Consider the following 25,859-nt stretch of genomic DNA (forward strand, 5'->3'; position numbering starts at 1 on the left):
GACGGCCTTCTCGCGCTGTCGGCGTCGCCAGTGGGTGCCCAGTTCCTCCACCAGCGGCGGGGGATCCGCAGGACGAACTCCTCCAGCCCGGCGCCGTCCTCCTTGACGCCCTTGCGCCGTGCGGAGTGGAAGTCACCGCCTGTGCGCTGCGGGCACTCGCGCGCGTGCGCGCCGCAGTCCTGCGAACAGGGTCGTTTCACCGGCGGGCACCAGTGAGATTTCACCTTGCACCCCTCGACGCAGCGTTCGATGTGGTGCCCTGGACAGTTCTTCGGTCAGGGCCGCCGATGGCGATCCTTCGTGCAGTCGGCAGTCCTCACAGATCCCCTGGACGCGGGACCAGCGCAGCAGTGCCTCGGACCGGCGTACCCCGAGGGCGAGACCGACCGACCGGCGGGCGCCATTACGTCGGTCATCCCCTTCGCCGAGGACCACGAACACGCCTCCTACGGCACGGAACCCCCGAGGCGTCGACGTCTGACCGCACACGCGTGTGGTGTCGCCGACGTGTCGGCCGTCTGCCCGGTCCTTCGCCCGGTGACTCAGGATTCACGTCCTGTTCCGTGCGGGGGACCGGCGGGCAGGTGGAGAGGGTGCGGGTCCTGCTCATGCGCCTCGGTGATGCAGGAGTGCAGCCGGTCGCGTGCTTGCCGCAGGTCCGTCATCTGCTGGTCGAGGCGATCGAGTTCGACCTCGAGCAGCTCCACCAGTTGCGGTGGCGCCCCACCGGAGTCGACGAACGGCAGTACCTCGCGGATGGTTCTGCTGGACAGGCCCTCGGAGTAGAGCCGTTGGATCAGCCTGACCCGTTCAACGGCACCGGCCGGATACTGGCGCTGGCCGCCCGAGTTCCGGGTGGAGCGCAGCAGGTCCTGCTGCTCGTAGTAGCGCAGCGCCCTGACACTGACGCCGGCCTTCGCGGCGACCTCTCCGATCCGCACCCCGGCCTCCCGACTCGGTGTCACGTCCGACTTGCACCTGACGTTGGCGTCAGCTCTTAGCCTGGCGCCACTCACGTTGCAGCCCCCAGGGAGGATAAGCGATGCGCATCAGGAGCACGGCCGTGATCGAGGCGAGCGGAGCGTGGCCGGCATGACCAACACAGACAAGACCGTCGTCGTCCTGGGTGCCACGGGACAGCAGGGAGGATCGGTCGCCGCAGCACTGCGGGCCGACGGCTGGGCGGTGCGCGCCCTGGTGCGCGATCCCTCCGGCCACCGCGCCCGCTCTCTCTCCGCCGCCGGCGTCCAGACCGTTCGCGGGGACTTCGGCGATCCGGAGTCGCTGCGAGCGGCCTTCTCCGGAGCTCATGGCGTCTTCAGCGTCCAGCCGAACTCCGGTCAGGCCGACGCGGGCGTGACCGACGAGGACGAGGCCCGCTTCGGCACGACGGTGGCCGACATCGCCGAGGAACGCGGTGTCGCCCACCTCGTCTACAGCTCGACGGTCGCTGTGGGGCCGACCCCGACGGGCGTCGCTCATCTCGACGTCAAGGGCGGTATCGAGGACCATGTCCGGGATCTGGACATCGCCGCCACCATCATCCGGCCGGCCACGTTCATGGAGATCCTGGTGCGACCCGGGATGGGCCTCGACCGGGGGTACCTCTCCTTCCTGATGAGCCCCGGCCGGGTCCACCAGTTCGTCGCGGTACGCGATATCGGCCGGGTCGTCGCCGTGGTCTTCGGCTCACCCGGTCGCTACGCCGGCCGCACCATGGAGATCGCCGGTGACGCTCTCACCGGTACGGCCCTGGCCGGGCACCTGACCCATGCCGCAGGCCGGCCGGTGAGCTACAGCCGCCTGCCGGAGACGCTGCTGGCGCGGGACGAGGTCCTCAGGAAGTTGGCGGCACTCGCCGACAACGGCAGGCTGGTGGGGAATGCGGACCTCGACGCTTTGCGCGCGGAGTTCCCCTTCCTGCTGCGCTTCGAGGACTGGTTGGCGGGCCCTGGGGCGGGCCCCCTCGAAGAGGCGCTCCGCTCCCCGGGAACGGGCTTCGCTCTGCGCTGAAGAACGAGGCCCCGTGGGCGATCCGCCCCGCCCTCCGGAGCCACGAAGCGAAGAGCCCCGTGGGCCGCCATCCAGGTCGTGGCCCACGGGGCTTTCTCCGTCTCCACCGATCATCCGGGTTCGCGGAAGCCCTCCGCGACCGCATCCGCGCTCCGCCATCCGCGCTCCACCCCCTGCGCGCCCCACCGGCCGCGCTCGGCGACGCTCCCTTTCGCCGCGCGAACGAGGGCTGGCATCATCGGCGCATCACTCCCTCCGGCGCGAAGGCCACGCTATGGAACCCCTCCAGTCCCCGAGGACGAGGCGGTGACCGTGCAGGGCACCACCCTGCGCCGCACCCGGGTGGAGGAGCACGCGGCCGCCGCACGCGGGGTGTACCGGCCCCCGACCGTCGCCCCGGTCGAGGAGTCCCCCGCTCCCGACGGCTCTCGGCTGAAGCCCTTCCTGTGGATGGTGCTGGTGTGGAGCGTGAGCATCCTGCTCGTGGCGTTGATCATCCGCAACGCCTCCTGAGCCCCGGTCCGCGGCGCTGGTGGGCCTCGCCGTGTCGTGTCGATGGGTTTCGCGGCGCTCGGCGGTCCATACTTCGAGACAACCGACCATGGAGGTCACCTTGCGCAATCCGAGCCTGGACAGGCTGGACGGACTCATCGGGAGCTGGACCCTCACACTGTCGGACGCCTGGTTCCTCGAACCGGAGGGGACCGAGGTGCACGGGCGGGCGACCTTCGAGTGGCTCGCCGACGCGTTCGTCGTCATGGTCTGCGAGCTCGGCGGGCAGCCCGGATTCGAGCTCGTCATCGGGTACAGCGACGCCCGTGGGGAGTACACGGCGCTCTACCACGACGAGCGCGGGGTCTCCCGGAGGTTCGCGATGACCTTCGACGAGGCGGGCTGGACTCTGAACCGCGAGGACCCCGACTTCCACCAGCGCTTCCTGTCCGAACTCGGCGGGGACGTCATCAAGGGCCGGTGGGAGGCCTCCGACGACGAGGGGCACACCTGGCGCAAGGACTTCGACCTCACCTTCGTCCGCGACACCGACCGCCCCTGACACATGGGCCCTCGCCGACCGACGTGTCGTCATGACAGCGCGGCCCCCGGACCCCGACCATGGTGGAGGGGAGAACCGTCGCCGGTCCCCGGACCGGCCGAAACACCATCGGGGGCCATCGCATCCATGACGCACGCGGACCAGCCCATGGACGGCCAGTCGCACGATGAGCCGCGCCAGCGCGGCGCCTCCGCCTCGGCCATCGCCGGGGCGCTGCGGCGCACGCCGCATCCGGGCCCACAGCACTGGGGCGGGCCGCGGCCCCGGCGCACGCCTGCGGAGCCGCTGTTCTCCGTCGGGCCGGTCCCGCCTCCGCCGCGCCGGGACCCCTGAACACGCCGCGGGGCCGCGGTGGGCGACATCCCCACCGCGGCCCGTGGCGTCAGGGGCCGACCGGGCGCCCTGCTCCCGGTCGCGCGCACGTCACAGGAACGGACGCCACGGGGCCAGCACGATCTCGCTGAACTTGGCGGCGAACGGGCGCCCGCTCCACTCCTCCAGGGTGAGCTCGCGGGCGTTGCCCAGGTCGTTGCGGAAGACCTCCTCCAGGTGCTTGGCCACGCCCTCGTCGAACAGCTCCACGTTGATCTCGTAGTTGCCGGTCAGGCTCAGCCGGTCCACGTTGGCCGTGCCGATGGTGCTCCAGTGGCCGTCCACCGTGGCGGTCTTGGCGTGGACCATGGCGTCCTCGTACAGCCACAGCCGCACCCCGCCCCGGAGCAGGGGGTCGTACTGGCCCCGCGCCAGCCAGTCGGCCAGGACGTGGTTGGACTCCTCCGGGACGAGCACGTTGACGTCCACGCCCCGGGCGGCGGCGTCGGTGAGGGCGCGCAGCAGCTCGCGGTCGGGGATGAAGTAGGCCATGGTGACCAGCACCCGTTCCCGGGCCCGGTCGATCGCCTCCAGGTACATCGCCCGGATGGGGTAGATGAGCTGTTCGGGGACGTTGCGGTGCACGCGCAGCCGCGCGTCCCACTCGGTGTGGCCGAACCCGGACAGCTCGGGCTGTCCCGGCGCGCGGTGCATGTTCCAGAAGTCGGAGAAGGCGTTCTCCAGCTCCCACACGGCCGAGCCGGTGACGCGCAGGTGGGTGTCGCGCCACTCCGTGGCGTACAGCGAGCCCACGTTGTACCCGCCGACGAACCCGGTCTCGCCGTCCACGCACAGGATCTTGCGGTGGTCGCGGCCGGACTTGCGGACGTTCAGCAGCAGCACCCCGGGCCGGAACGCCGGATACCGCAGGACCTGCACGCTCCGCGGGAAGTGGAAGAAGTGGCGGGGCACGACCAGGTTGGCGAAGCCGTCGTAGATGACGTAGACCTCCACGCCACGGGCCGCCGCGTCCACGAGCGCCTGCTTGAAGTCGCGGCCGACCCGGTCGTTCTTGACGATGAAGGACTCGAACAGGACCCGGCGCCGCGCGCCCCTGATCGCGTCCAGCATGTCGGTGTACACGTCCTCGCCGTACGTGTACACGGTGGCGGTGCTCTCGCCGATCGGGTGATCGGCCGGCAGGGTGCGCGGGAAGTCCACACGGTGCTGGCGCACGCGCTTGCGCCAGTGCCCGATCGAGATGATGACGGCGGCCACCGTGACCTGCGCGGCCACCATCCCGGCGATGCCCCATCTGATCGTCGACATGAGGGTGGAACGTCGCAAGCTGGCCTCCCGAGGTGGGTGCCCGAAGAGTCGGGGCACACCCGACGCCGAAGGGCCGCCGCGTACCGGCACACAGTGGACTCCCACCGTATCCCGACGGCCCCCCGAGCACCCGCACGCCCGCGTCGTGTTCCGCGTCAGCCCTGGTCTCGGCGCCGACACACCAGGAGCTCCGTGGTGGGGCTCTCGCGGCGGGTGCGCACCAGCCGACGTTCCAGCGGGTACAGCGCCGCGCCCGCCAGCCAGCCGGTGGCCCCGGTCAGGCCGGCCAGGCGCAGCACGCCGCCCCAGGTCTTGCGCCACGGCAGGGACGCGTCCACCTGGGCGTTCATCAGCATGAGCATGGGGACACGGCGGACGAGGTCGAACCCGGCCTTGTTCGCGGTGCCCGCGATCCACTCCAGGGTGCGGTTCACCTGGTGCTCGCCGCGCTGCTCCGGGCGCTGGAGGCAGTTCTCGGACAGCACCAGCGTCCCGCCGGGGCGCAGGACCCGCGCGAACTCGTGCAGCGCGCTCGCGTAGCGGTCGTCGTCGGTGATGTGGAAGAGCATGTCCATACAGGACACGGCGTCGAACGAGGCGTCGTCGAAGGCGTCGAGGTCGGCGGCGTCCTGGCGGACGAACCGGTGGTCGGAGAAGTGTTCGCGCAGCCGGGCGACGGCGGCGTCGGTCATGTCGCAGCCGGTGATGTCGGCGGCCCCGAGCCGTTCCCACAGGCGCACGTAGAAACCCGTGCCGCTGCCCACGTCCAGGACGCTGGACCCGGACACGTCCAGGCGCCCGGCCTCCCGGAGGAACACCTCCTCCCGGACCCGGTACATCCACGTGTTGAAGGGCCGCCCAAGGGCCCGGTATCCGACGCCGCTCTCGGTCCAGTCCCGTTCGAGGCGGCGCTCCCAGAAGTCGCGGAGTTCGCTGTGCGTAGCCATGGCACCACTTTCACACCGCCGGGGCCGCGAATCCCGTCACCCGCCCGGTGTTTCGCCGACCGCTCCGCGGTTCAGGCGGGCCGGTGGGCGATGACCAGGTCGAGGAGGCCGAGCGCCAGGCGGTCGTGGCGGTCGATCTCGAAGCCGACCTCGACGGCGACGTCCAGGGGCCTGCGCCGGGGGCGCGCCTTGCGCTGTTCGCGCCCGCGCAGCGGCCAGCGGGTGTACTCGACGTGGTCGACGAGCGCGAGCCGCCCTCCGGGGCGCAGCACCCGCCACATCTCGGCGAGGCCCGCGCGCTGGTCGGGGATGGTGCACAGCGCGAGCGCGCAGACCACCGAGTCGAACTCGCCGTCGGCGAAGGGCAGGTCCTGGGCGTCCCCCTCCACGAGGACGGCGTCGATCCCCGCCGCCTGCGCCCGTGTCCGGGCGCGGGCGAGCATGCCCGGGCTCAGGTCCACGACGGTGAGGTCGGTGCCGGGCGGGTAGTAGGGAAGGTCGTTCCCCGTGCCGACCGCGACCTCCAGGACGCGGCCCCGGGCGCCGCCGCACAGCACCGCGCGGGTGCGGCCCAGCAGCCGGCGGTCGAGGCCGGCGCCCCGGGCGTAGCCGGCCGCCATCCGGTCCCACTGCCGTCGCGTAGTCGTGGTCCGCTCGTCCATGTCCGCCTCCGTGGTGGTCGGGCCCCGCCGGCCCTTGACCTCAGGATCAGTGTGGAAGTTAATGTCGACATGAAGTCAAGCGAGGGCGAACTGACGATCGGCGAACTGGCGGGGGATTTCGGTCTGGCCACCCACGTCCTGCGCCACTGGGAGTCGGTGGGGCTGCTCCATCCGGCCCGGCGGGTGGGCGACCGGCGGCGGTACACCGACGACCACCGGTTCCGGGTGGCCCTGATCCTCCAGGCCAAGGCGGCCGGGCTCGGCCTGGACCAGATCCGCGCGGTGGTCGAGGCCCCCGACGGCCCCGCGCGCCGCGACCGGCTCACGGCGTTCCTGGCCGAGCTGGACGAGCGGATCGAGCGGCTGCGGTCGGCCCGGGACCTCGTGGCGCACGCCGTCGACTGCCCGCACGAGGACTTCCTCGCCTGCTCCCGGATGCGGGAGATCCTGCACGACTGCCGGACTCCGGGGAACCCGGCGGCCGGTCCGCCCGTCTGTGTGCGCGAACCCTTCGGTGGCGGCCGTGTCGTCCCCGACCGGTAGAAAGATGCTCGACCACCCCCTGCCGAGGAGCCCGAGTGCTGAACGATCACCACCTCACCGAGTTCGCCGGGCTACCGGTCGTCGAGTTCCCTTCGCGGAGCAACGCGGACCACCCCTCGCCCGGCCTCCCCTCCGCCCTGGCCGACCCCGCCGCGGTCGCCTGGCGGCTGCGGGTCGACATGTGGGCTACCGACGACGAGGAGCCGTTCGAGGACTACTTCCGGCGGTTCCTGGCCGAGGTCGACACCGGCCGGATCGGCGCCCTGGTCATCGGCGCCTGGGACTACGCCTTCGAGACGACCCCGCCGACCGTCGTTCGCGACCTGCTCGTCGCCCACGCCGACCGGTTCCCGGCGCTGCGCTCGCTGTTCTTCGGCGACATCACCGACGAGGAGCTGCACATCTCCTGGATCGGGCAGGAGGACCTGTCGCCGGTGCTGACCGCCTTCCCCCTGCTCACGGAGTTCACCGCCAGGGGCGGCCAGAACCTGCGCCTGCACGTCGCCGAGCACACGTGCCTGCGGCGGCTCGGCCTGGAGACCGGGGGCCTGGCGGCCGAGACCGCGCGGGACGTCGTGACCTCGCGCCTGCCGGAGCTGGAGCACCTGGAGCTCGTCCTGGGGATGAGGAACTACGGCTGCGGCACCGATCCCCACGTCCTGGCCGAGGTCCTGTCCGGGAGGGCCTTCCCCCGGCTGCGCTCGCTCGGCCTGCGCTCCACGGAGGCGACCGACACCTGGGTCCGCGCCCTGGCCGAGGCGCCCCTCCTGCCCCGGCTGCGCGCCCTGGACCTGTCCCTGGGCACCCTCACCGACCGGGGTGCGCGGGTTCTGATGGACACCCCGGCCTTCTACGGATTGGAGCGCCTGGACCTGCACCACTCCTTCCTCTCCGAAGGCGTGCGCGAGGAGCTGCGCGCGGCCTTCGCCGCGCACGGGACGGAGCTCGACCTGTCCCACCCGCAGGACCTGGACGACTCATTCGAGAGCGGCGAGGACAGGGAGGAGGACGAGACCTGGGAGGAGTTCCTCGATGCCGTCCAGCCCTACTACCCCGCGGTCGGCGAGTAGCCGGGAACCGTCGCGTCCTCGCGGCCTGCTAGAACGGGATCCGCCCCGCCCCACCGCCTCAAGCCAGGAGAGACGCCATGCCCAACTCGTTCCACGCCACCGAGTTCGCCGGACTCCCGGTCGTCCAGGTCCCGGAACCCGACGCGTGGGACGACGCCCCCGTGCCGGCGGCCGCCCTGAAGGATCCGGCGTCGGTGGCCTGGCGGCTGCGGATGGAGGACCCGGAGGAGTACGAGGAGGCGCACCTGTCCGCCTACCTCGAACGGTTCGCCGGGTCGGTGGACCTGTCCTCGGTGCGGGCGATCGTCGTCGGCAACATCGCGGACGACGACTTCGCGTTCCAGGCGGCCGCGGTCCGCGACGCGCTGACCGCCCTCGTCCCGCGCCTGCCGGACCTGCGGGCCCTGTTCTTCGGCGAGATCCTCCAGGAGGAGTACGAGATCTCCTGGATCGTCCAGGTCGACCTGGCTCCGCTGCTGGCCGCGTTCCCCGCGCTCACCGAGTTCACCGTGCGCGGAAGCGAGGACCTGGGTCTGGCCATCGGCCGCCACGAGCACCTGCGCCGCCTCACCGTCCAGTCCGCGGGCCTGCCCGGCCGGGTCGTCCGTGACATCGCCGCCGCGGACCTGCCCGCCCTGGAACACCTGGAACTGTGGCTCGGCACGGAGGACCAGGGCAACGACACCACCCTCGACGACCTGGCGCCGGTCCTGTCGGGCGAGGCCTTCCCCGGCCTGCGCTCGCTGGGCCTGCGCAACGCCGACAAGCTCGACACGTGGATCCCGGCGCTGGCCGACGCCCCCGTCCTCGCCGGGCTGGACACGCTCGACCTGTCCCTGGGCACCCTCACGGACGAGGGCGCCCGCGTCCTCAGGGACACCCCCGGCCTCCGTCACCTCAGGCGGCTGGACCTGCACCACCACTTCCTGTCGGAGGGCATGGCGGCGCGGATGAGCGCGAGGTTCACGGCCGCGGGGGTCGAGGTCGACGTCTCCGGCCGGGAGAAGCCGTACGTGTCGAACGGCCGGACCTACTACTTCCCCTCGGTCGGCGAGTGAGCGCGCTGGAGCGGCCCCTGGCCGTCGTGGGCGTGCCCGGTCACCGCCGCCTGGAGCTGTTCACCGCCGCCGCCCGCGGCGCCGGGCCGGCCGACCCGGTGGTGGTCCCCTGGCACGACCTGGCCGTCGGACCCGTGGACCTGCCCGCCCGCGCCCTCGTGCGGGTGGACTCCCACGGTGAGGACGCCGAGACCGCTCGGCTGCTGCGCGGCCTGCCGCGGGCGCCCGACCTCCACCGGGCGGAGGGGAGCGCCGAGCAGCACGCCGGGTTCCGTGCGGCCCTGGCACGGCTGGCCGACTCGGTCGCCGCCACGCCCGGCGCCCGCCTGCTCCAGGAGCCCGCGGACCTCGTCGACATGTGCGACAAGCGGCGCTGCCACGCGCGGCTGGCGGCGGCCGGGGTGCCGGTGGCCCCCGCGCTGGAGGGACCGGTCACCGGATACGCGTCACTGCGCGCGGCGATGGCCGAGCGGGGCTGGCACCGGGTGTTCGTCAAACCCGCGCACGGCTCGTCCGCCTCCGGGGTGATCGCGCTGGCGACCGCGCCCGGCGGGCGGATCCGCGCGGTCACCTCGGCCGACCTCGTGCGCTCCGACGACGGCTCGGTGGCGCTGTTCAACTGCCTGCGGCTGCGCACCTACACCACCGAGGAGGCCGTGGCGGCGGTGGTGGACGCGCTGGCCCCCGACGGCCTGCACGTGGAGCGGTGGGTGCCCAAGGCCGGGTTCGAGGGCGCGGTGGTGGATCTGCGCATCGTGGTGGTCGCGGGGCGTGCCACGCACACCGTGGTGCGTTCGTCCCGCTCACCGCTGACCAACCTGCACCTGGGCAACGCCCGCGGTGACCTGGAGGGCCTGCGCCGCGCCATGGGACCGCACGCCTGGAGCGCGGCGATGGAGGTCGCCGAGGCCGCCGCCGCGTGCTTCCCCCGCACCCTGCACGCCGGCGTGGACCTGCTCGTCTCCCCCGGCTGGTCCGCGTTCACCGTGTGCGAGGTCAACGCCTTCGGCGACCTGCTCCCCGGGGTGCTGCACGAGGGCCGCGACACCTACGCCGAACAGCTGCACGCCCTGGCCGAGGGCCGCTTCCCCCTCTCCTCCCCCGCCCTGACCGCCTGATCCCCGCGGAGCGAACCGATGGACACCGCCACCACCCCCGAACTCGACATGAACACGGTCGTGGGCACGCACGACATCCTGCTGCTCACCCTGGACACGCTGCGCTTCGACACCGCCGACGCGCTGGCCGCGGCCGGGCGCACCCCGCACCTGGCGTCTCTGCTGCCGGGCGGCGGGTGGGAGCGCAGGCACGCCCCGGCCAGCTTCACCTACGCCTCCCATCTGGCGATGCTCGCCGGCTTCCTGCCCACGCCCGCGGCGCCGGGCCCGCATCCGCGCCTGTTCGCCGCCGACTTCCCCGGCAGCGCGTCCACGGCCCCCACCACCTGGACCTTCGACGCCCCGGACCTGGCCACGGGACTGGCCGAGGCCGGCTACCACACGGCGTGCGTCGGGGGCACGGGCTTCTTCAACCGCCGCTCCGCGCTGGGGTCGGTGCTGCCGGACCTGTTCCTGGAGAGCCACTGGGAGGAGGCGTTCGGCGTCACCGACCCGCACTCGTTCGAGCACCAGGTGGAGCGGGCCGTGCGGATCGCCACCGAACGGCCGGCGGACCGGCCGCTGTTCCTGCTGCTCAACGTGGCGGCCCTGCACCAGCCCAACTGGTTCCACCTGCCCGGGGCGACCCGCGAGGACGGCGACACCCCCGCCACCCACGCCGCCGCCCTGGAGTACGTCGACCGGCACCTGCCGCCGCTGCTGGAGGCGATGGCCGCCCGCCGCCCGTGCCTGGCGATCGTCTGCTCGGACCACGGCACCGCCTACGGCGAGGACGGCTACACCGGCCACCGGATCGGCCACGAGACCGTCTGGACGGTCCCCTACACCCACGCGGTGCTGCCCCAGGGGCACACCGTCCGAACGGAGACCCTGTGACCGTCATCGCCCCGCGCCCCGAGCCGACGCGTCCGGACTCGCCCTACCGGTCGTACGTGTACGCCTACCCCCACAAGAGCGCCTACCGGCCCCTCCCCCAGCCGCCCGCGCTGGCCGACGTGTGGCGGGGCGAGGACGTCGGCGCGCTGTCGCTGTACACGCACATCCCGTTCTGCGAGATGCGGTGCGGCTTCTGCAACCTCTTCACCCGGTCCACGCCCCCGGCCGAGCAGGTGAGCGCCTACCTGGACGCCCTGGAACGCCAGGCCGAGACGGTGGCCGCGGCGCTGCCGGACGGGGCGGCGTTCGCCCGCGCCGCGCTCGGCGGGGGCACGCCCACGTACCTGACCGCCGAGGAACTGGTGCGGGTCTACGACCTCACCGAACGCGCCTTCGGCGTGGACCTGTCGGCGATCCCGGTGTCGGTGGAGACATCCCCGGCCACCGCCACCCCGGACCGGCTGGCCGTCCTGGCCGAGCGCGGCGTCACCCGGCTCAGCATCGGCGTGCAGAGCTTCCTCGATGCCGAGGCCCACGCGGCGGGACGGCCGCAGAAGCGAGCCGAGGTCGACCGCGCCCTGAACGCGATCCGCGAGCACACCCGGGCCGGCCTCAACGTCGACCTCATCTACGGCATCGACCGGCAGGACGCGCGCACCTGGGCGTACTCACTGGACACCGCGCTGGGGTGGGAGCCGGAGGAGGTCTACCTGTACCCGCTCTACGTCCGCCCCCTCACCGGGCTGGGGCGCCGCGCCCGCGAGTGGGACGACCACCGGCTGGACCTGTACCGCCAGGGGCGCGACCACCTGCGCGAACGCGGCTACGAGCAGGTGTCGATGCGGATGTTCCGCCGGGTCGGCGCCCCGGAGGCGCAGGGCCCCGACCACTGCTGCCAGACCGACGGCATGGTCGGCCTGGGTTGCGGGGCGCGGTCCTACACCTCCGCCACGCACTACTCGTTCGACTACGCCGTGGGGGTGGGCCACGTGCGGTCGATCATCGCCGACTTCGTGGGCCGCGACGTTGCCGGGCTCTCCCGGGCCGAGGTGGGATACCGACTCGACGAGGGCGAGCGGCGCCGCCGTCACGTGCTCCAGTCGCTGCTGCGGACGGAGGGGCTGGACACCGACGCCTACGCCGACCGGTTCGGCGCGCGCCCGGAGGCGGACTTCCCCGGCGAGTTCGCCGAGCTGGCCGAGCGCGGCTGGCTGCCGCGTGGGGGCGCGGCGGCCTCGGTGCGGCTGACCGAGGAGGGGCTCGCGCACTCCGACGCGATCGGCCCGCTGTTCTTCTCCCCCGAGGTGGTCGCCCTCATGGCCGACTACGAGGCCAGGTGAGCGCCGTGGACGCGGCAGGCCCCACCCGCCCCACAGGTACCGCCGGTCCCACGGGCACGGCGGGCCCCGCGCACGCCGGACGACTTCCGCCGCACCTGACCCTGCTGTACCGGGGACCGCTGGCCAGCTGTGACTACGACTGCCCGTACTGCCCCTTCGCCAAGCGCCGTGACCGCCCGTCGACCCTGCGGGCGGACCGCGCGGCGCTGGAGCGCTTCACGGACTGGGTCGCCGACCAGGAACGGGAGCATCCCGGGACCCGGATCTCGGTGCTGTTCACGCCGTGGGGCGAGGGGCTGGTCCGGTCCTGGTACCGCGCGGCCATCGTCCGGCTCAGCCGTCTGCCGCACGTGGAACGCGTGGCGATCCAGACCAACCTGAGCGGGCGCGTGGAGTGGCTCGCCGACTGCGACCTCGGCCGTGCCGCGCTGTGGACCACCTACCACCCCGGGCAGGTCGCCCACGAGCGCTTCCTCGCCAAGGCAGGGCGCCTGGTCGAGCTGGGGGTGCGGTTCAGCGTGGGCGTGGTGGGCGAGCCGGAGCACCTGGCGGCGGCGCGCCGGATGCGCGCCGCGCTGCCCCGGGAGGTGTACCTGTGGGTCAACGCGGCCGAGGGGCGGACCTACACCGACGACGAGGCCGCCGCGTGGCAGGACCTCGACCCGCACTTCCACTACAGCCGCCACCCGCACGCGAGCCGGGGTCTGCCCTGCCGGACGGGCGAGAGCGTGCTGTCGGTGAACGGGGACGGTGACGTCCGCCGCTGCCACTTCGTGGACACGCCCCTGGGCAACCTGTACGACGGGTCGTTCCTGGGCCGGATCGGCCGGCGCGCGTGCCCGCTGGCCACCTGCGACTGCCACATCGGGTACGTGCACCTGGAGTCGCTGGACCTGTACGACGTCTTCCGCGGCGGCGTGGTCGAGCGGGTGCCGGCCGGGGTCGGACGACCACCGCCGCCCGGCCGCTGACGCCGGTTCCCCTGACGCGGTTCAGGCGCCCGCGGCGGCCCGCTCGCGCGGCCGCCCCCGGAAGACCTCGCGCCGGTGCCAGGCGATGTGGTCGGCCTCGACCGGCGCGTAGCCGGGCTGGGGGTCGTGCGCGCGACGGTCGGCCAGGGCGTGCACCGCGTGCTCGGCCATGGCCGAACGGCCCACGAACCTGGTGGAGACGGTGACGACGCGGTCGTCGGACAGGCCGAGGACGCCCCGGTCGAAGAGGCGGTGGTGGAGCGAGCACAGGCACAGGCCGTTGCGCGTGTCGTCGGGACCGCCGAGCGCCCACCAGCGCACGTGCGCCGCCTCCAGCCCCACCGTGAGGCCGTCGATCCACCCCTCGTACCCGCAGAAGGCGCAGCGGTGCTCATAGGCGGTGAGCACCTCGTCCCGGAAGCCGGGATCGCGCCGCCCGCCCCGGACGCGGGCCGGAACCCTCCGGCACGGTGTCGGTGTCCAGGGTCAGCCCGGCCAGCATCCGGATGTCGGCGTGCAGGGACGGCGGGAAGTTGGCGTCGAGCAGGTGGTGGGCGATGCGGTCCAGCAGCCCGGGTTCGGTGTCCAGCGACCGGAGCAGGTCAGGGCTCAGCGCGCCCCGCGCGCCCGCGCCGCGCAGCGCCGTCGGGCTCGCGGCGGGGGACGGCCCGCCCTCGGCAGTCGTGACCGTCCAGAAGCCGTCGGTGGCCAGGTGGTGGAAGGGGTAGGCGGGCGTGGTCCGCCGGGGCGGGCCGAACTCCTTGAGGAGCCGGTTCAGGTCCTGCTCCGCCTCTCCGTACTCGATCGGTCGTGCCCCGTGCCGCTGGTGGTGGCCGAGGGCGTACAAGAGAAGAAGGGGCTTGTGGGGCGCACGGTAGCCGTTCTGCCCCCACCGCCTGACGGAGGCGATCCGGTCGAGCCAGTCCATGACCGGGAGCCTACGGCGTCGGCGGAGCGTCCAGTCCGTGCACCAGGTCCGCGAGCTCCCGGGGACGGGAGACCTGGGGGCAGTGGCCCGAGTCGACCTCCACCACCCGCGCCCCCAGGCGCTCCCGCGCGACGCGGCGCATCCACTCCGGCCGCAGGGTGCGGTCCCGCGCCGGCAGGACGAACGTGGCCGGCGACGGGTCGAAGCGCTGCGCCGCCTGCCCGTACAGGCCCATCGGGTGCCACAGGCGCACGGTCGACAGACCCCACCGCAGGGTCGCGAGGTCGCAGTCGTGGAAGAGGAAGTAGGCGGCCGTCACCGGGTCCTGCGTCGGCGGCTCGGCCAGGGTCCGCCACTCGTCGGAGAGGATCTCCTCGCCCGCGGCCGCGATCTGGTCCAGGAAACTCGCACCGCCCGGGTCGGGGACCGCGGCGCCCACCCACACCGTGTGCCTGGCCCGCAACGCCGCGGCCACCGCGGGGAGCAGCAGTCCGGCCCCCGAGTGCGCGACCACGACCGGATCGCGCACGTCGGCGGCCACCTGCCCGCGGACCAGGTCGAGGTGGTCGGCGGCGACCGCGTCGGGGTCGTCGGTGCTCAGGTCGGGCCGGAACGTGCGGTGGCCGAGTGCGTCGAGGCGGTCGCTCACCCGGCCCCATCCGGCCGGGGACTGCGTCGTGCCGTGCAGGAAGATGACGTCCATGCGGTCATCATCGGCACCTCCCGCCCCCGTCGACACCCCGGTTCGCGTGGAGCTGAACGAGCCGGGAACCCGCCGCCCGCACTGTCGCCCGCGGCGGTCATAATCCGAAGCATGGTCTTTCCCCGGGTCATCGCGACCGACCTCGACGGCACCCTCCTCCGCTCCGACGGCTCCCTCTCCGCCCGTTCCCGCCACGCCCTCGGCCTCGCGGTCGAGGCCGGGGCCCGCGTGGTGATCGCCACCGCTCGCCCCCGGCGCGCCACCGACATCGTCTCCGACCAGCTCGACTGCGCCGCCGTGGTCTGGAGCAACGGTTCCCACTACCGGGCCGCCGACGGCACCGACTGCTTCCGCGCGATCGGCGCCACGACCACACGCATGGTCATCGAGAAGCTCGCCCAGGCCCTGCCCTCGCCGGGCTTCGGCGTGGAGACCGGCACGGCGTTCTTCCACGAGCCCGCCTACCAGCCGGGCCCCATGACCCTCTGGGACCGCGAACTCGTCTACTCCACCGAAGAGCTGGTGGAACGGGCCGCACCGGTGGCCAAGCTCGTGGTCCGCTCCCCCGACGAACCCGTCCACCTCATGCACGAGGCCGCCGTGACGGCGGTCGGCCCGCTGGTGGAGGTCACCTACTCCGGGGCCTTCAGCCTGCTGGAGCTGAGCGCCCCCGGGGTGACCAAGGGCAGCACGCTGGCGCTGCTGTGCGAGGAATGGGGTGTGGCGGCCGAGGAGGTCGTGGCCTTCGGCGACATGCCCAACGATCTGCCCGCCCTGACCTGGGCGGGCCGGGGCTACGCGATGGCCGGCGGCCACCCCGGCCTGCTCGACCCCGCCCTCGGCCTGCTGCGGGCGCCCTCCAACCAGGAGGACGGCGTGGCCCAGGTGGTCGAACGCCTCCTCGCCGACCTCTGACCCGCCCCGGGGCCGAGTGCCTGCCTACGGCCCCTCGGGGTCGGAGGTAGGCCGTTCAGCCCGCGAGGGCGCGATCAAACGCCGTCGACCTCTTCGTGGTACGTCCGGCGGGTGCGCTCGGTGTGCTCGCCCATCAGCCGCAGCGCGGCGTCGGCGTCGCCGGCCTCGATCGCGTCCACGAGCCGCTCGTGCTCGTCCCAGGAGGCCACGCCCCGGATCCGGGCGACCGGGGCGTAGTACCACCGGACCCTGCGGTCGACCTGGCCGGCCAGTTCGGCGAGCACCCGGTTGCCGGAGGCCTCGGTGACGGTACGGTGGAAGTCGGCGTTGGCCTCGACGACGGCGTCGGTCTCGGCCCGCTCGGCGGCGCTGCGCCCCACCGAGACCAGCTCGCGCAGGCGGTCGATCTGCTCGGGTGTGGCGTGCTCGGCCGCCAGGCGGGCGGAGTCGGTCTCCAGCAGGGAGCGCACCGCCAGCAGCTGGTCGGCCTCGCTCTCGGTGGGGGTGTGCACGAACGCCCCGTAGCCGGGCCGCAGGTCCACCCACCCCTCGTTGCTGAGCCGCTGCATGGCCTCGCGCACCGGCTGCCTGGACACTCCCAGCGTCTGGGCCAGCTCCGTCTCGACCAGGTGTCGGCCCGGGGAGAGGGTGCGGGTGGTGATGAGGTCGAGGATGGCCTCGTACACGGCCTCCCGAAGCGGCACCGGGCGCTGGACCCGACTCGTGGCGGCGTTCAATCCCTGGGGGGACATAGGACGGCTCCCGGATCCGTGCGTGGTCATCGGTTTGTTGGGTGTGGCAACCCGGTCCTTCAGGACCGGGAGGAAGCACCCGTCTCCTTCTGTTTGGCGTAGGCGTAGCCGTCCGCGCGTTGGAGCAGACGCATGTGCGGGTGGTTGATGCCCTGGACGGTGCCGTGGGCGGTCGTCATGTTGAATTTGCCCGAAGCGCGCACTGCCACGCGGCCGGTATGGGTTCCGGCCTTCTTGCCCTTGGGGACCACAGCGCGCACCAGGTCGCCCGTGGCGAAGGAGAAGAAGCCCTTAACACGAGGGAGCCTCAGGCGGGGGAACCCGTATGTGTCGGGGCGGGTGAGGGCGTAGGTGCCGCGCCCGGTACATCGAGCGATCAGTACGGTGTTCACGAAGCCATCAAGGTCACCTCCCTATGAGTGATGGCTGGGTCTGGTAAAGGCGGCCTCCACCCGTCGGGGTGACAGCCCGGCCCTTCAGTGCCGGGATCCCTTTACTGCAGACAGTGTACGAAGAACAATGCTCGTGCGTGTCACATCGGCACCGCCACAAGTTCGACCGTGCCCTCGGCCGCGGCCGCTTCCGCCTCGGGCGGCAGGACCGCCAGGGCGTCCGCGGCGGCGGCCCCGCGCAGGTCGGCCGAGCCCCGGGCCTCGATCTCCACGGCGAGGTCGCCGTGCACCCGGACCGGCAGCAGACGGGTGTCGACGGGGTGGGGACGGGTCGCCGCCGAGAGCCGGGCCCGGCGCCCGCCGTGCGCGGGGTCGCGGCGTCCGGTGCGCCCGCACAGCACGGGAACGAGCAGCGTGAGCGCGGCGGCCAGGGCGGCCCCGGGGTTGCCCGGCAGGCCGACGACGACGGCGCCCGAGGGCAGGACCGCGAGCAGCTGCGGGTGGCCCGGACGGCAGGCCACGCCGTCGACCACGATCCTGGCGCCGAGCTCGCCGAGCGCCGCGCGCAGGTGGTCGGCCGGCCCCGCCGAGGACGAGCCGCCGACCGCGGCGACGTGGTCGCCGGGCAGGTCGGCCAGGGCGGTGGTCAGGGCGGCGCGGCCGTCGGGCAGGGCCCGGGGCTCCTCGCACCGTCCGCCGGCCCAGGCGACCAGCCCGGGCAGCACGGGGCCGATGGCGTCGCGCACGGCCCCCGGGCGCGGCCGGCCGGAGTGCACGATCTCGTCCCCCGTGATCAGCACCCGGACCACCGGGCGCAGGACGGGCAGGACGTCCAGGCCGAGCCCGGCCGCGAGTCCGAGCAGGGCGGGGGTGACCGCGGCGCCGCGCCGGGCCGCCGACGCGCCGGCCGGGACGGTCTCCCCGCGCCGCCGGATGTGCCGTCCGGGGACGCAGGCCCCGTACACGACGGCGTCGGCCGCCTCCGCCTCCTCGTACGGCAGGACGGCGAGCGTGCCGTCGGGGACGACGGCCCCGGTGGCGATCTCCAACGCCTCACCGCGGCGCAGGCGGGCGACCGGCGCGTGGCGCCCGGCCAGCGAACGGCCCAGGACGGCCCAGGGCCCCTCCCCCGCCACCGCGTACCCGTCCATCGCGGCGGTGTCGAGCGCGGGTACGTCGATCGCGGAGATGAGGTCGGCGCCGAGAACGGCACCGAGGGCCGCCGGAAGCGGCACCTCGGTCGTGGGCGATCCGCCCTCGGCGCCGGTCGCGCGCGCGGCGTCACGCGCCGCGCCCCAGGACAGGGACCCGTGGGGACGGGCTCGGACGTGAATAAGCGGAGAAGTTTCCGAACCGTCCGCGTCGAGCATTCCTTCTCTCCCTGCCGCTGAGGGGTATGGCGATTCTTGGAGAATACTGTATACAGTATGTGAATGGGAAGGAGTTGCTCATGCGAATCGCAGTCCTGGGCGCCGGCGCCATCGGAGCCTACGCGGGCGCCGCCCTACACCGAGGTGGCGCCGACGTCCACCTCGTCGCCCGCAACGAACACCTGCGGGCCATGCGCGAGAACGGCGTCCGGGTCCTCAGCCCGCGCGGCGACTTCACCGCGCACCCGCACGCGACCGACGACCCCTCCGAGATCGGCCCGGTCGACATCGTCTTCCTCGGACTCAAGGCGCAGTACTACGCGGACTGCGGCCCCCTGCTCCGCCCGCTGCTCGGCCCGAACACGGCGGTCGTCGCGGCGCAGAACGGCGTCCCGTGGTGGTACTTCCACGGCGTCGAGGGCCCGCTGGCCGGGCACCGGATCGAGAGCGTGGACCCCGGAGGCGCGGTCAGCCGCGTCATCCCGGTCGAGCGCGCCATCGGCTGCGTGGTCTACGCGGCCACCGAGATCGAGGCTCCGGGGGTGATCCGGCACATCGAGGGGACCCGGTTCTCCATCGGCGAGCCGGACCGCTCGGACTCCGCGCGGTGCCGCGAACTCTCGGCCGCGATGGAGGCCGGCGGGCTCAAGTGCCCCGTCGAGCACGACCTGCGGGAGGACATCTGGGTCAAGCTCATGGGGAACATCGTCTTCAACCCCCTCAGCGCGCTGACCCGGTCGACCATGGCGCAGATCTGCCGCAACCGCTCCACCCGCGAACTCGCCCGCACGATGATGAACGAGACCCTGGACGTCGCCGAGCGGGTGGGCGTGCGTCCGACCGTGTCGATCGACCGGCGGCTGGCCGGCGCCGAACGCACCGGAGACCACCGCACCTCGACCTTGCACGACCTCGAACGCGGGCGCACGATGGAACTCGACGTGATCCTGTCCGCCGTCGTCGAACTCGCCGACCTGACCGGCGCCCCCGTCCCGACGCTCCGCGCGGTCGACGCCGTCGCGGGGCTGCTGAACCAGCGCGTGGCCGCGGCGTCCTGACGCCCGCCGACCAGCGCGTGGCCGCGGCGTCCCACGCCCGGCGGCCCAGACCCTTGTCCGCCTCGGATCCATGCTGTATCCAGTATCCAAAGGCCACGACCACCAAGCGAGGGCCCTCATGGACTTCTCCGCCCCCTACGACCGCCTCACCCGACCCCTCGTCCGCGACGGCGGCGAACTGCGCCCGGCCTCCTGGGAGGAGGCGCTGGACCGCGCCGCCGCCGGGTTCCGCCGCGGTGTCGAGGAGCACGGACCCAACTCCTTCGGGATGCTCTCCTGCGCCCGTGCCACCAACGAGATGAACTTCATCGCGCAGAAGTTCACGCGCGTCGTCATCGGCACCAACAACGTCGACTCCTGCAACCGCACCTGCCACGCCCCCAGCGTCGCGGGGCTCTCGGCCGCCTTCGGCTCCGGCGGGGGGACCTCCTCCTACGCCGAGGTCGAGGACACCGACCTCATCGTCATCTGGGGCGGCAACCCCCGCTTCGCCCACCCGATCTTCTTCCAGCACGTGCTCAAGGGGGTGCGCAACGGGGCCCGGCTGTACGTGGTCGACCCCCGCCGCACCTCCACGGCCGAGTGGGCCGACCGCTGGCTCGGCCTCAACGTGGGCACCGACATCCCGCTCGCGCACGCCATCGCCCGCGAGATCCTGCACGCGGGACTGGCCAACGAGACCTTCGTCCAGCGCGCCACGAGCGGGTTCGAGGAGTACCGGGAACTGGTCGAACCGTGGACGCTCAGCGCCGCGGAGGCCGAGACCGGCGTGCCCGCGGAGGCCATCCGCGAGCTGGCCCACGCCTACGCCCGCGCCGAACGCGCCCAGATGTGCTGGACGCTCGGCATCACCGAGCACCACAACGCCACTGACAACGTCCGCGCCCTCATCAACCTCGCCCTGCTCACCGGCCACGTCGGTCGGCACGGCTCGGGGCTCAACCCGCTGCGCGGCCAGAACAACGTGCAGGGCGGCGGCGACATGGGCGCCATCCCCGACCGTCTCGCCGGCTTCCAGGACATCCTGTCCGCGGAGGTGCGCGCGAACTTCGAGAAGGTGTGGGGGCGGCCGATCCAGGGCGTCAAGGGCAAGACCCTGACCCAGATGTTCGAGGCCATGGAGGAGTCGGAGCTCAAGACGCTCTACGTCATCGGGGAGAACCCGGTGCAGTCCGAGCCCGAGACCCACAAGACCACGCGGCGCCTGCGCAACCTCGACCACCTGGTCGTGCAGGACATCTTCCTGACCCGCACCGCCGAGCTGGCCGACGTGGTGCTGCCGGCCAGCGCGTCCTGGTGCGAGTCGGACGGGACCTTCACCAACAGCGAGCGCCGGGTGCAGCTCGTCCGCAAGGCCCTGGACCCGCCGGAGGGCGCCCGCGACGACATCGAGATCATGTGCGACCTGGCCACCCGGCTCGGCTACGACTGGGAGCGGCCCGCCGCCGAGGACATCTGGAACGAGGTCCGCTCGCTCTCGCCCATGCACCGCGGCATGAGCTACGCCCGTTTGGAGGAGCACCAGGGCATCCAGTGGCCCTGCTACTCCGAGGACCAGTTGGAGCCCACCTTCCTGCACCAGCGGCTGTGGGCCCAGGATCCGGCCGAGCGCGGCGAACCCGCGCCGTTCGGCATCGTGGGCCACTCGCCGCCCGTCGACCTGCTGGACGAGGACTTCCCCTTCCGGCTGACCACCGGCCGACGCCTGGACGACTACAACACGGGCGTCCAGACCGGCGGATTCTCGTCGCCGCTGCGCCGCGGCGAGCTGCTGGACCTGTCCCCCGAGGACGCGGCCAAGCTCGGCGTGACGGACGGGGAGGTCGTCCGGGTGTCCTCGCGCCGGGGCTCGGTCCTGGTGCCGGTCTCCATCAGCGACTCCATGCGCCCGGGGCTGGTGTTCATGACCTTCCACTTCCCGGACCAGGTGGACACCCAGCTGCTGACCATCGACGCCACGGACCCCATCGCCGGGACGGCCGAGTACAAGGCCGCCGCGGTGAACATCGAACGGGTCCAGCAGGGCGCCGAGGAGCCGGTCTCCGCCCGTTGAGGCGCCACTCCGCGGTCGGAGCCGCCGCCCGCCGGGGCCCGATGATGGCCCCGGCGGTGGCGGGCTGCCCGCGGCCCGTCCGAGGACGGGCCGCGGGGGCCGACCGCCGCACACGGAACGCGCGGGGCCGGTTCGTCCCTCGGGGTGGGCGGCCGCGGCCACGAGGCCACCCACCCGGACACGGATCGCGCCCAGTTCACACTGGGGGGTTGCCATCCGTCCGTACACATCATACTGTCCACTGCATACAGAATCCTGTGATCTGGCTTACACGCGGATCTGGCTTACACGCGATGAAGAGGTGACCCAGGCGTGGACCTGAGATTCCTGGACGAGACGCCCAACGACGCCGAACGCGAGGCCGTCGACTCCGTCCTGGGGCCGCCCGAGTCCGGTTGGGACGGCGGCACCCGGCTGGACACCGACCTGCGCTACGCCCGGGGCGGCCACACGGCACGCGACCGGCGCGACCTCCTCCTGCCCGCGCTGCACGCGGTCAACGACCGTGTCGGCTGGATCAGCCCCGGCGCGCTCGACCACGTCTGCCGCCGGCTCACCATCCCCCCGGCCGAGGCCTACGCCGTCGCCTCCTTCTACGCGATGTTCGCGCTCCAGGAGCGGCCCCGACGGGTCCTGCACCTGTGCACCGACATCGCCTGCGCCGCCAAGGGATCGGGGCCGCTGCGCGACCGGATCGCCGAGCGGCTCGGCCCGCCCGGCGGACACGACGGCGAGGTGACCTGGCACGAGAGCCCCTGCCTGGGGATGTGCGAGCGCGCACCCGCCGCCCTGGCCATCGAGGCCGGCACCCGCCCCCGGTCCGCCGTCGCCGCGCCCGCCACCCCGGAGGCGCTCGACACCCTGGCCACCGCCTCCCCCGAACCGACCGCCAACGGCCACGCGAACGGCCAGGCCGCCAACGGACACGGGCCCCTCCCCGGGCCCGCCGACCGCGACCACCCGGCCGCCCCCACCACCTTCGACGCCGTCCCGCTGGCCGGCGCCGACCCCGAGCCCGCCCCCGCCGACGCCGTCCCCGACGCCGGCGCCCCCCATCACGTGCTGCTCCGCAGGATCGGCCGGGTGGACCCCCTCAGCCTGGACGACTACCGCGCCGAGGGCGGCTACACCGCGCTGCGCGAGGCCCTGCGCCTGGGCCCGGCCGGGGTGATCCGCGAGGTCACCGACTCCGGCCTGGTCGGACGGGGCGGCGCGGCCTTCCCCACCGGACGCAAGTGGCAGGCGACCGCGACCCAGGCCGACGGCCCGCACTACCTCGTGTGCAACGCCGACGAGAGCGAGCCGGGCACCTTCAAGGACCGCGTCCTGATGGAGGGCGACCCCTTCTCCCTCATCGAGGCCATGACCATCGCCGGGTACGCGATCGGCGCCCGCACCGGCTACCTCTACATCCGCGGCGAGTACCCGCGGGCCCTGCGCCACCTGGAGAACGCGATCACCGTGGCCCGTGAACGCCGGTTGCTCGGCGAGGACGTCCTGGGCTCGGGGTTCTCCTTCGACATCGAGATCCGGCGCGGCGCCGGCGCCTACATCTGCGGCGAGGAGACCGCGATCTTCGGCTCCATCGAGGGCGAGCGCGGCGAGCCGCGCACCAAGCCGCCCTTCCCCGTCGAGAAGGGGTTGTTCGGCAAGCCGACCGCCGTCAACAACGTCGAGACGCTGGTCAACGTGCTGCCGATCCTCCTCATGGGCGGACCCGCCTACGCGGCGGTCGGCACCGAGGGCTCCACCGGGCCGAAGCTGTTCTGCCTGTCGGGCGGAGTCCGCCGTCCGGGCCTGTACGAGCTGCCGTTCGGCGCCACCCTGCGCGACCTGATCGAGGCGGCGGGCGGCATGCCGGAGGGCCGGAGCATCCAGGCCGTCCTGCTGGGCGGCGCGGCCGGAGCGTTCGTGCGCGGCGACGAGCTGGACATCCCCCTCACCTTCGAGGGGGCGCGCGCGGCGGGCACCACCCTGGGGTCGGGCGTGATCCTGGTCCTGGACGACACCGCCGACCTGGTCGCCACGCTCGTGCGCGTGGCCGCCTTCTTCCGCGACGAGTCGTGCGGACAGTGCGTCCCCTGCCGGGTCGGCACCGTCCGCCAGGAGGAGTCGCTGCTGCGCATCAGCCGGGGCGGCGACACCGAGAGCGAGGTCGCGCTGCTGCGCGAGGTCGGCCAGGCGATGCGCGACGCCTCGATCTGCGGCCTGGGGCAGACCGCGTGGAACGCCGTGGAGTCGGCCGTGGACCGGCTCGGGCTGTTCGACACCGGGGCCACCGCCGGGAAGCAGACCTCCTGATGCCCACAGCCACCAGAGCACACTCCGCCCCGGGCACGCGGGCGGCGACGAAGGAGAGCACATGACCGTCCCCGTCCACCTCGCACCGCCCAAGCGCCTGATCGACGCCACGATCGACGGCGAGGAGGTCCGCGTCCCGGAGGGCACCACGGTCCTGGACGCCTGCGCGGCCTCCGGGACGGAGATCCCGACCCTGTGCTACGGCGACACCCTCGCCCCCCGCAACGCCTGCCGGGTGTGCGTGGTGGAGGTGGAGGGCGCGCGCACGCTCGCCCCCGCCTGCTCGCGCAAGCTGGAGGCCGGGATGTCCGTGAAGACCGACTCCGAGCGCGTGCGGCACAGCCGCAAGCTGGTCCTGGAGCTGCTCGGTTCCTCCGTCGACCTGTCCACCACCCCGAAGGTCCCCGAGTGGATGGACCGCTACGAGGCGGAGCCGGACCGGTTCGGCCCGCGCGCGGAACCCGCGCCGCTCGGTGAGCGCGACGCCCGCCGGGCGGGCGAGCACGAGGCCGGGGACGGGGCGGTGGCGGCCACGGTCGAGCAGCCGCCCAAGATCGACAACGACCTGTACGTGCGCGACTACTCCAAGTGCATCATGTGCTACAAGTGCGTGGACGCCTGCGGCGACCAGTGGCAGAACTCGTTCGCCATCGGGGTGGCCGGGCGCGGGTTCGACGCCCGGATCTCCACCGAGCACGACGCTCCCCTGACCGACTCCGCCTGTGTGTACTGCGGCAACTGCATCGAGGTGTGCCCGACCGGGGCGCTCTCGTTCGCGACCGAGTTCGACATGCGCCAGGCCGGCACCTGGGACGAGGAGGCCCAGACCGAGACGACCACGATCTGCACCTACTGTGGGGTCGGCTGCAACCTGACGCTGCACGTCCAGGAGAACGAGATCGTCAAGGTCACCTCCCCGCACGACAACCCGGTGACCCACGGCAACCTGTGCATCAAGGGCCGGTTCGGTTTCCAGCACGTGCAACGCCGGGGTGAGGGTTCGGCGAAGGGCTCCGAGAAGGGACCCCTGTAGAGGCGGACTCGCGCAGGGGTCGAAGGGCCCCGCGAAGAACCCGGCGAAGGGTTCCGCGCAGGGCCCTGTTCGGTCACAGTAGAGGCGGATGCACCGAAAGGCGGTGGCGGTCATGGGCCGGGTCACGGTTCGCGACAAGGTGCTCAGGATCAAGGACGGATCGGCGTCCGAGCGCGTGGACACGATGGTGGTGGAGGAGCCGCTGGAGATCCGGCTGGACGGCTCCCCGCTCAGCATCACCATGCGCACCCCCGGTCACGACTTCGACCTGGCGGCGGGCTTCCTGGTGAGCGAGGGCGTCATCGCCCGCGAGAGCGACCTGGTCGCCATCCGCTACTGCGCCGGGGCCACCGAGGACGGCTCGAACACCTACAACGTGCTCGACGTGACCCTGGCCGCGGGCGTCGCGCCGCCCGACACCTCGCTGGAGCGCAACTTCTACACCACGTCCTCGTGCGGGCTGTGCGGCAAGGCCAGCCTGGACGCGGTGCGCACGCAGGCCGCGTGGGACGTCGCCGGAGACGGGCTGCGGATCGGGGTCGACACGCTCACGGCGCTGCCGGACCGCCTGCGCGCCGCCCAGCGGGTCTTCGACCGCACGGGCGGCCTGCACGCCGCCGCGCTCTTCACCCCCGAGGGCGAACTGCTGGCGCTGCGGGAGGACGTGGGCCGCCACAACGCGGTGGACAAGCTGGTCGGATGGGCGCTGCGCTCGGACCGGGTACCGCTGACCGACACGGTGCTCATGGTGTCCGGGCGCGCCTCGTTCGAGCTCGTACAGAAGGCCTGGATGGCCGGGATCCCGATGATGGCGGCGGTATCGGCTCCTTCGTCCCTCGCCGTCGAGCTGGCCGCGGAGGCGGGGATGACCCTCGTCGGTTTCCTGCGCGGCAGCTCCATGAACGTCTACGCCGGACGGCAACGGATCCTTTTGGAGGGGGCGCCGAGCGCGCCCCCTGCGGCCACCGAGGGGATCCGCGTTCCGGGTCGGTAGACGCGGGTCCGGTCAGCGCGCTAGCCCCCTGCGCCGACCGGACCCGGCCCCGCTACTTCGGCTCCGG

The 25,859-nt window shown here is 73.1% G+C and carries 25 protein-coding genes and 1 pseudogene; 17 read left to right on the top strand and 9 right to left on the bottom strand.

All coding sequences use genetic code 11. The annotated features are described in order from the left end of the window. Positions 1-542: 542 nt before the first annotated feature. Positions 543-965 (bottom strand): MerR family transcriptional regulator, encoded by a 423-nt coding sequence (locus DFP74_RS06525; protein WP_233570833.1) that lies wholly within the window; start codon positions 963-965, stop codon positions 543-545. A 127-nt stretch (positions 966-1,092) separates the two neighbouring features. Between DFP74_RS06525 and DFP74_RS06530 the strand changes: the two genes are divergently transcribed. From DFP74_RS06530 to DFP74_RS06545, 4 genes are all read left to right on the top strand, one after another. After that, positions 1,093-2,013: an NmrA/HSCARG family protein gene (locus tag DFP74_RS06530; protein WP_121188075.1), complete on the top strand. Its 921-nt coding sequence runs from the start codon at positions 1,093-1,095 to the stop codon at positions 2,011-2,013. A 306-nt stretch (positions 2,014-2,319) separates the two neighbouring features. Beyond that, on the top strand, positions 2,320-2,526 hold the full coding sequence (locus tag DFP74_RS06535) for a hypothetical protein (protein WP_121180879.1): 207 nt from the start codon (positions 2,320-2,322) through the stop codon (positions 2,524-2,526). 100 nt (positions 2,527-2,626) lie between these two features. Next, on the top strand, positions 2,627-3,067 hold the full coding sequence (locus tag DFP74_RS06540) for a hypothetical protein (RefSeq protein ID WP_147453824.1): 441 nt from the start codon (positions 2,627-2,629) through the stop codon (positions 3,065-3,067). Positions 3,068-3,193: 126 nt separating this feature from the next. Then, complete coding sequence (locus tag DFP74_RS06545) at positions 3,194-3,400, top strand: calcium-binding protein (RefSeq protein ID WP_121180881.1); 207 nt, start codon at positions 3,194-3,196, stop codon at positions 3,398-3,400. Positions 3,401-3,490: 90 nt separating this feature from the next. On the opposite strand, the gene DFP74_RS06550 is transcribed toward DFP74_RS06545, so the two are convergent. From DFP74_RS06550 to DFP74_RS06560, 3 genes are all read right to left on the bottom strand, one after another. Beyond that, positions 3,491-4,726 (bottom strand): phosphatidylserine/phosphatidylglycerophosphate/cardiolipin synthase family protein, encoded by a 1,236-nt coding sequence (locus tag DFP74_RS06550; RefSeq protein WP_233570834.1) that lies wholly within the window; start codon positions 4,724-4,726, stop codon positions 3,491-3,493. 137 nt (positions 4,727-4,863) lie between these two features. Further along, a complete protein-coding gene (locus tag DFP74_RS06555) occupies positions 4,864-5,655 on the bottom strand; it encodes a bifunctional 2-polyprenyl-6-hydroxyphenol methylase/3-demethylubiquinol 3-O-methyltransferase UbiG (RefSeq protein ID WP_121180883.1) in 792 nt (263 codons plus the stop codon). A gap of 71 nt (positions 5,656-5,726) precedes the next feature. Continuing rightward, positions 5,727-6,317 (bottom strand): class I SAM-dependent methyltransferase, encoded by a 591-nt coding sequence (locus tag DFP74_RS06560; RefSeq protein ID WP_121180884.1) that lies wholly within the window; start codon positions 6,315-6,317, stop codon positions 5,727-5,729. A 69-nt stretch (positions 6,318-6,386) separates the two neighbouring features. On the opposite strand from DFP74_RS06560, the gene DFP74_RS06565 reads away from it, so the two are divergent. The 7 genes from DFP74_RS06565 to DFP74_RS06595 all read left to right on the top strand — a co-directional run bounded on the left by DFP74_RS06565 (position 6,387) and on the right by DFP74_RS06595 (position 13,293). Further along, a complete protein-coding gene (locus DFP74_RS06565; protein ID WP_121180885.1) occupies positions 6,387-6,860 on the top strand; it encodes a MerR family transcriptional regulator in 474 nt (157 codons plus the stop codon). A 35-nt stretch (positions 6,861-6,895) separates the two neighbouring features. Beyond that, positions 6,896-7,930, top strand: coding sequence for an STM4015 family protein (locus tag DFP74_RS06570; RefSeq protein ID WP_121180886.1), 1,035 nt, complete (start codon positions 6,896-6,898; stop codon positions 7,928-7,930). A gap of 77 nt (positions 7,931-8,007) precedes the next feature. Next, a complete protein-coding gene (locus tag DFP74_RS06575; RefSeq protein ID WP_121180887.1) occupies positions 8,008-8,988 on the top strand; it encodes an STM4015 family protein in 981 nt (326 codons plus the stop codon). Beyond that, complete coding sequence (locus DFP74_RS06580) at positions 8,985-10,106, top strand: STM4014 family protein (protein ID WP_121180888.1); 1,122 nt, start codon at positions 8,985-8,987, stop codon at positions 10,104-10,106. Before DFP74_RS06575 ends, DFP74_RS06580 begins: the two co-directional genes overlap by 4 nt. A 48-nt stretch (positions 10,107-10,154) precedes the next feature. After that, positions 10,155-10,982: an STM4013/SEN3800 family hydrolase gene (locus tag DFP74_RS06585; RefSeq protein WP_121188076.1), complete on the top strand. Its 828-nt coding sequence runs from the start codon at positions 10,155-10,157 to the stop codon at positions 10,980-10,982. After that, complete coding sequence (locus DFP74_RS06590) at positions 10,979-12,322, top strand: STM4012 family radical SAM protein (RefSeq protein WP_121180889.1); 1,344 nt, start codon at positions 10,979-10,981, stop codon at positions 12,320-12,322. Before DFP74_RS06585 ends, DFP74_RS06590 begins: the two co-directional genes overlap by 4 nt. A gap of 95 nt (positions 12,323-12,417) precedes the next feature. Further along, positions 12,418-13,293, top strand: coding sequence for an STM4011 family radical SAM protein (locus tag DFP74_RS06595; RefSeq protein WP_121188077.1), 876 nt, complete (start codon positions 12,418-12,420; stop codon positions 13,291-13,293). Between the two features lie 21 nt (positions 13,294-13,314). On the opposite strand, the pseudogene DFP74_RS35120 reads toward DFP74_RS06595, so the two are convergent. Together DFP74_RS35120 and DFP74_RS06605 are read right to left on the bottom strand one after the other, a co-directional pair. Then, positions 13,315-14,221, bottom strand: a pseudogene (locus DFP74_RS35120) (phosphorothioated DNA-binding restriction endonuclease). A 10-nt stretch (positions 14,222-14,231) separates the two neighbouring features. Beyond that, positions 14,232-14,924, bottom strand: a complete 693-nt coding sequence (locus tag DFP74_RS06605) for an alpha/beta fold hydrolase (RefSeq protein ID WP_121188078.1) — start codon at positions 14,922-14,924, stop codon at positions 14,232-14,234. A 111-nt stretch (positions 14,925-15,035) separates the two neighbouring features. On the opposite strand from DFP74_RS06605, the gene DFP74_RS06610 reads away from it, so the two are divergent. Beyond that, entirely contained in the window at positions 15,036-15,839 is an 804-nt protein-coding gene (locus tag DFP74_RS06610) for an HAD family hydrolase (RefSeq protein ID WP_199725519.1), read from the top strand. Between the two features lie 74 nt (positions 15,840-15,913). Here DFP74_RS06610 and DFP74_RS06615 read toward each other — a convergent pair whose 3' ends face one another. The 3 genes from DFP74_RS06615 to DFP74_RS06625 all read right to left on the bottom strand — a co-directional run bounded on the left by DFP74_RS06615 (position 15,914) and on the right by DFP74_RS06625 (position 18,353). Further along, positions 15,914-16,591: a GntR family transcriptional regulator gene (locus DFP74_RS06615; RefSeq protein WP_199725521.1), complete on the bottom strand. Its 678-nt coding sequence runs from the start codon at positions 16,589-16,591 to the stop codon at positions 15,914-15,916. A 59-nt stretch (positions 16,592-16,650) separates the two neighbouring features. Then, positions 16,651-16,983, bottom strand: a complete 333-nt coding sequence (locus DFP74_RS06620) for a hypothetical protein (RefSeq protein WP_233570838.1) — start codon at positions 16,981-16,983, stop codon at positions 16,651-16,653. Between the two features lie 140 nt (positions 16,984-17,123). Next, positions 17,124-18,353 carry a molybdopterin-binding protein gene (locus tag DFP74_RS06625; RefSeq protein ID WP_121180890.1) on the bottom strand — a complete coding sequence of 410 codons (1,230 nt, stop codon included), beginning with the start codon at positions 18,351-18,353 and terminating at the stop codon, positions 17,124-17,126. Between the two features lie 80 nt (positions 18,354-18,433). Here DFP74_RS06625 and DFP74_RS06630 point away from each other — a divergent pair, with 80 nt between their 5' ends. The 5 genes from DFP74_RS06630 to fdhD all read left to right on the top strand — a co-directional run bounded on the left by DFP74_RS06630 (position 18,434) and on the right by fdhD (position 25,792). After that, on the top strand, positions 18,434-19,411 hold the full coding sequence (locus DFP74_RS06630; RefSeq protein ID WP_121180891.1) for a 2-dehydropantoate 2-reductase: 978 nt from the start codon (positions 18,434-18,436) through the stop codon (positions 19,409-19,411). Positions 19,412-19,529: 118 nt separating this feature from the next. Next, the gene (locus tag DFP74_RS06635; protein WP_121180892.1) at positions 19,530-21,464 is read left to right on the top strand and encodes a molybdopterin oxidoreductase family protein; all 1,935 of its coding nucleotides are present in this window, start codon (positions 19,530-19,532) and stop codon (positions 21,462-21,464) included. 312 nt (positions 21,465-21,776) lie between these two features. After that, positions 21,777-23,765 carry an NAD(P)H-dependent oxidoreductase subunit E gene (locus tag DFP74_RS06640; RefSeq protein WP_121180893.1) on the top strand — a complete coding sequence of 663 codons (1,989 nt, stop codon included), beginning with the start codon at positions 21,777-21,779 and terminating at the stop codon, positions 23,763-23,765. A 61-nt stretch (positions 23,766-23,826) separates the two neighbouring features. Beyond that, the gene (locus tag DFP74_RS06645; RefSeq protein WP_121180894.1) at positions 23,827-24,798 is read left to right on the top strand and encodes a 2Fe-2S iron-sulfur cluster-binding protein; all 972 of its coding nucleotides are present in this window, start codon (positions 23,827-23,829) and stop codon (positions 24,796-24,798) included. A gap of 112 nt (positions 24,799-24,910) precedes the next feature. Then, positions 24,911-25,792 carry a formate dehydrogenase accessory sulfurtransferase FdhD gene (gene fdhD / locus DFP74_RS06650; protein ID WP_121188081.1) on the top strand — a complete coding sequence of 294 codons (882 nt, stop codon included), beginning with the start codon at positions 24,911-24,913 and terminating at the stop codon, positions 25,790-25,792. Positions 25,793-25,859 lie beyond the last annotated feature (67 nt).

The organism is Nocardiopsis sp. Huas11 (assembly GCF_003634495.1).
GTDB lineage: Bacteria > Actinomycetota > Actinomycetes > Streptosporangiales > Streptosporangiaceae > Nocardiopsis.

Excerpts from the sequence above, each read along its gene's own strand:
- DFP74_RS06545 (WP_121180881.1), top strand. The coding sequence starts at position 3,194 with ATGACGCACGCGGACCAGCCCATGGACGGCCAGTCGCACGATGAGCCG.
- DFP74_RS06530 (WP_121188075.1), top strand. The coding sequence starts at position 1,093 with ATGACCAACACAGACAAGACCGTCGTCGTCCTGGGTGCCACGGGACAG.
- DFP74_RS06625 (WP_121180890.1), bottom strand. The coding sequence starts at position 18,353 with ATGCTCGACGCGGACGGTTCGGAAACTTCTCCGCTTATTCACGTCCGA.
- DFP74_RS06605 (WP_121188078.1), bottom strand. The coding sequence starts at position 14,924 with ATGGACGTCATCTTCCTGCACGGCACGACGCAGTCCCCGGCCGGATGG.
- DFP74_RS06610 (WP_199725519.1), top strand. The coding sequence starts at position 15,036 with ATGGTCTTTCCCCGGGTCATCGCGACCGACCTCGACGGCACCCTCCTC.
- DFP74_RS06630 (WP_121180891.1), top strand. The coding sequence starts at position 18,434 with ATGCGAATCGCAGTCCTGGGCGCCGGCGCCATCGGAGCCTACGCGGGC.
- DFP74_RS06560 (WP_121180884.1), bottom strand. The coding sequence starts at position 6,317 with ATGGACGAGCGGACCACGACTACGCGACGGCAGTGGGACCGGATGGCG.
- DFP74_RS06635 (WP_121180892.1), top strand. The coding sequence starts at position 19,530 with ATGGACTTCTCCGCCCCCTACGACCGCCTCACCCGACCCCTCGTCCGC.
- DFP74_RS06575 (WP_121180887.1), top strand. The coding sequence starts at position 8,008 with ATGCCCAACTCGTTCCACGCCACCGAGTTCGCCGGACTCCCGGTCGTC.
- DFP74_RS06555 (WP_121180883.1), bottom strand. The coding sequence starts at position 5,655 with ATGGCTACGCACAGCGAACTCCGCGACTTCTGGGAGCGCCGCCTCGAA.
- DFP74_RS06565 (WP_121180885.1), top strand. The coding sequence starts at position 6,387 with ATGAAGTCAAGCGAGGGCGAACTGACGATCGGCGAACTGGCGGGGGAT.
- DFP74_RS06585 (WP_121188076.1), top strand. The coding sequence starts at position 10,155 with ATGAACACGGTCGTGGGCACGCACGACATCCTGCTGCTCACCCTGGAC.
- DFP74_RS06645 (WP_121180894.1), top strand. The coding sequence starts at position 23,827 with ATGACCGTCCCCGTCCACCTCGCACCGCCCAAGCGCCTGATCGACGCC.
- DFP74_RS06615 (WP_199725521.1), bottom strand. The coding sequence starts at position 16,591 with ATGTCCCCCCAGGGATTGAACGCCGCCACGAGTCGGGTCCAGCGCCCG.
- fdhD (WP_121188081.1), top strand. The coding sequence starts at position 24,911 with ATGGGCCGGGTCACGGTTCGCGACAAGGTGCTCAGGATCAAGGACGGA.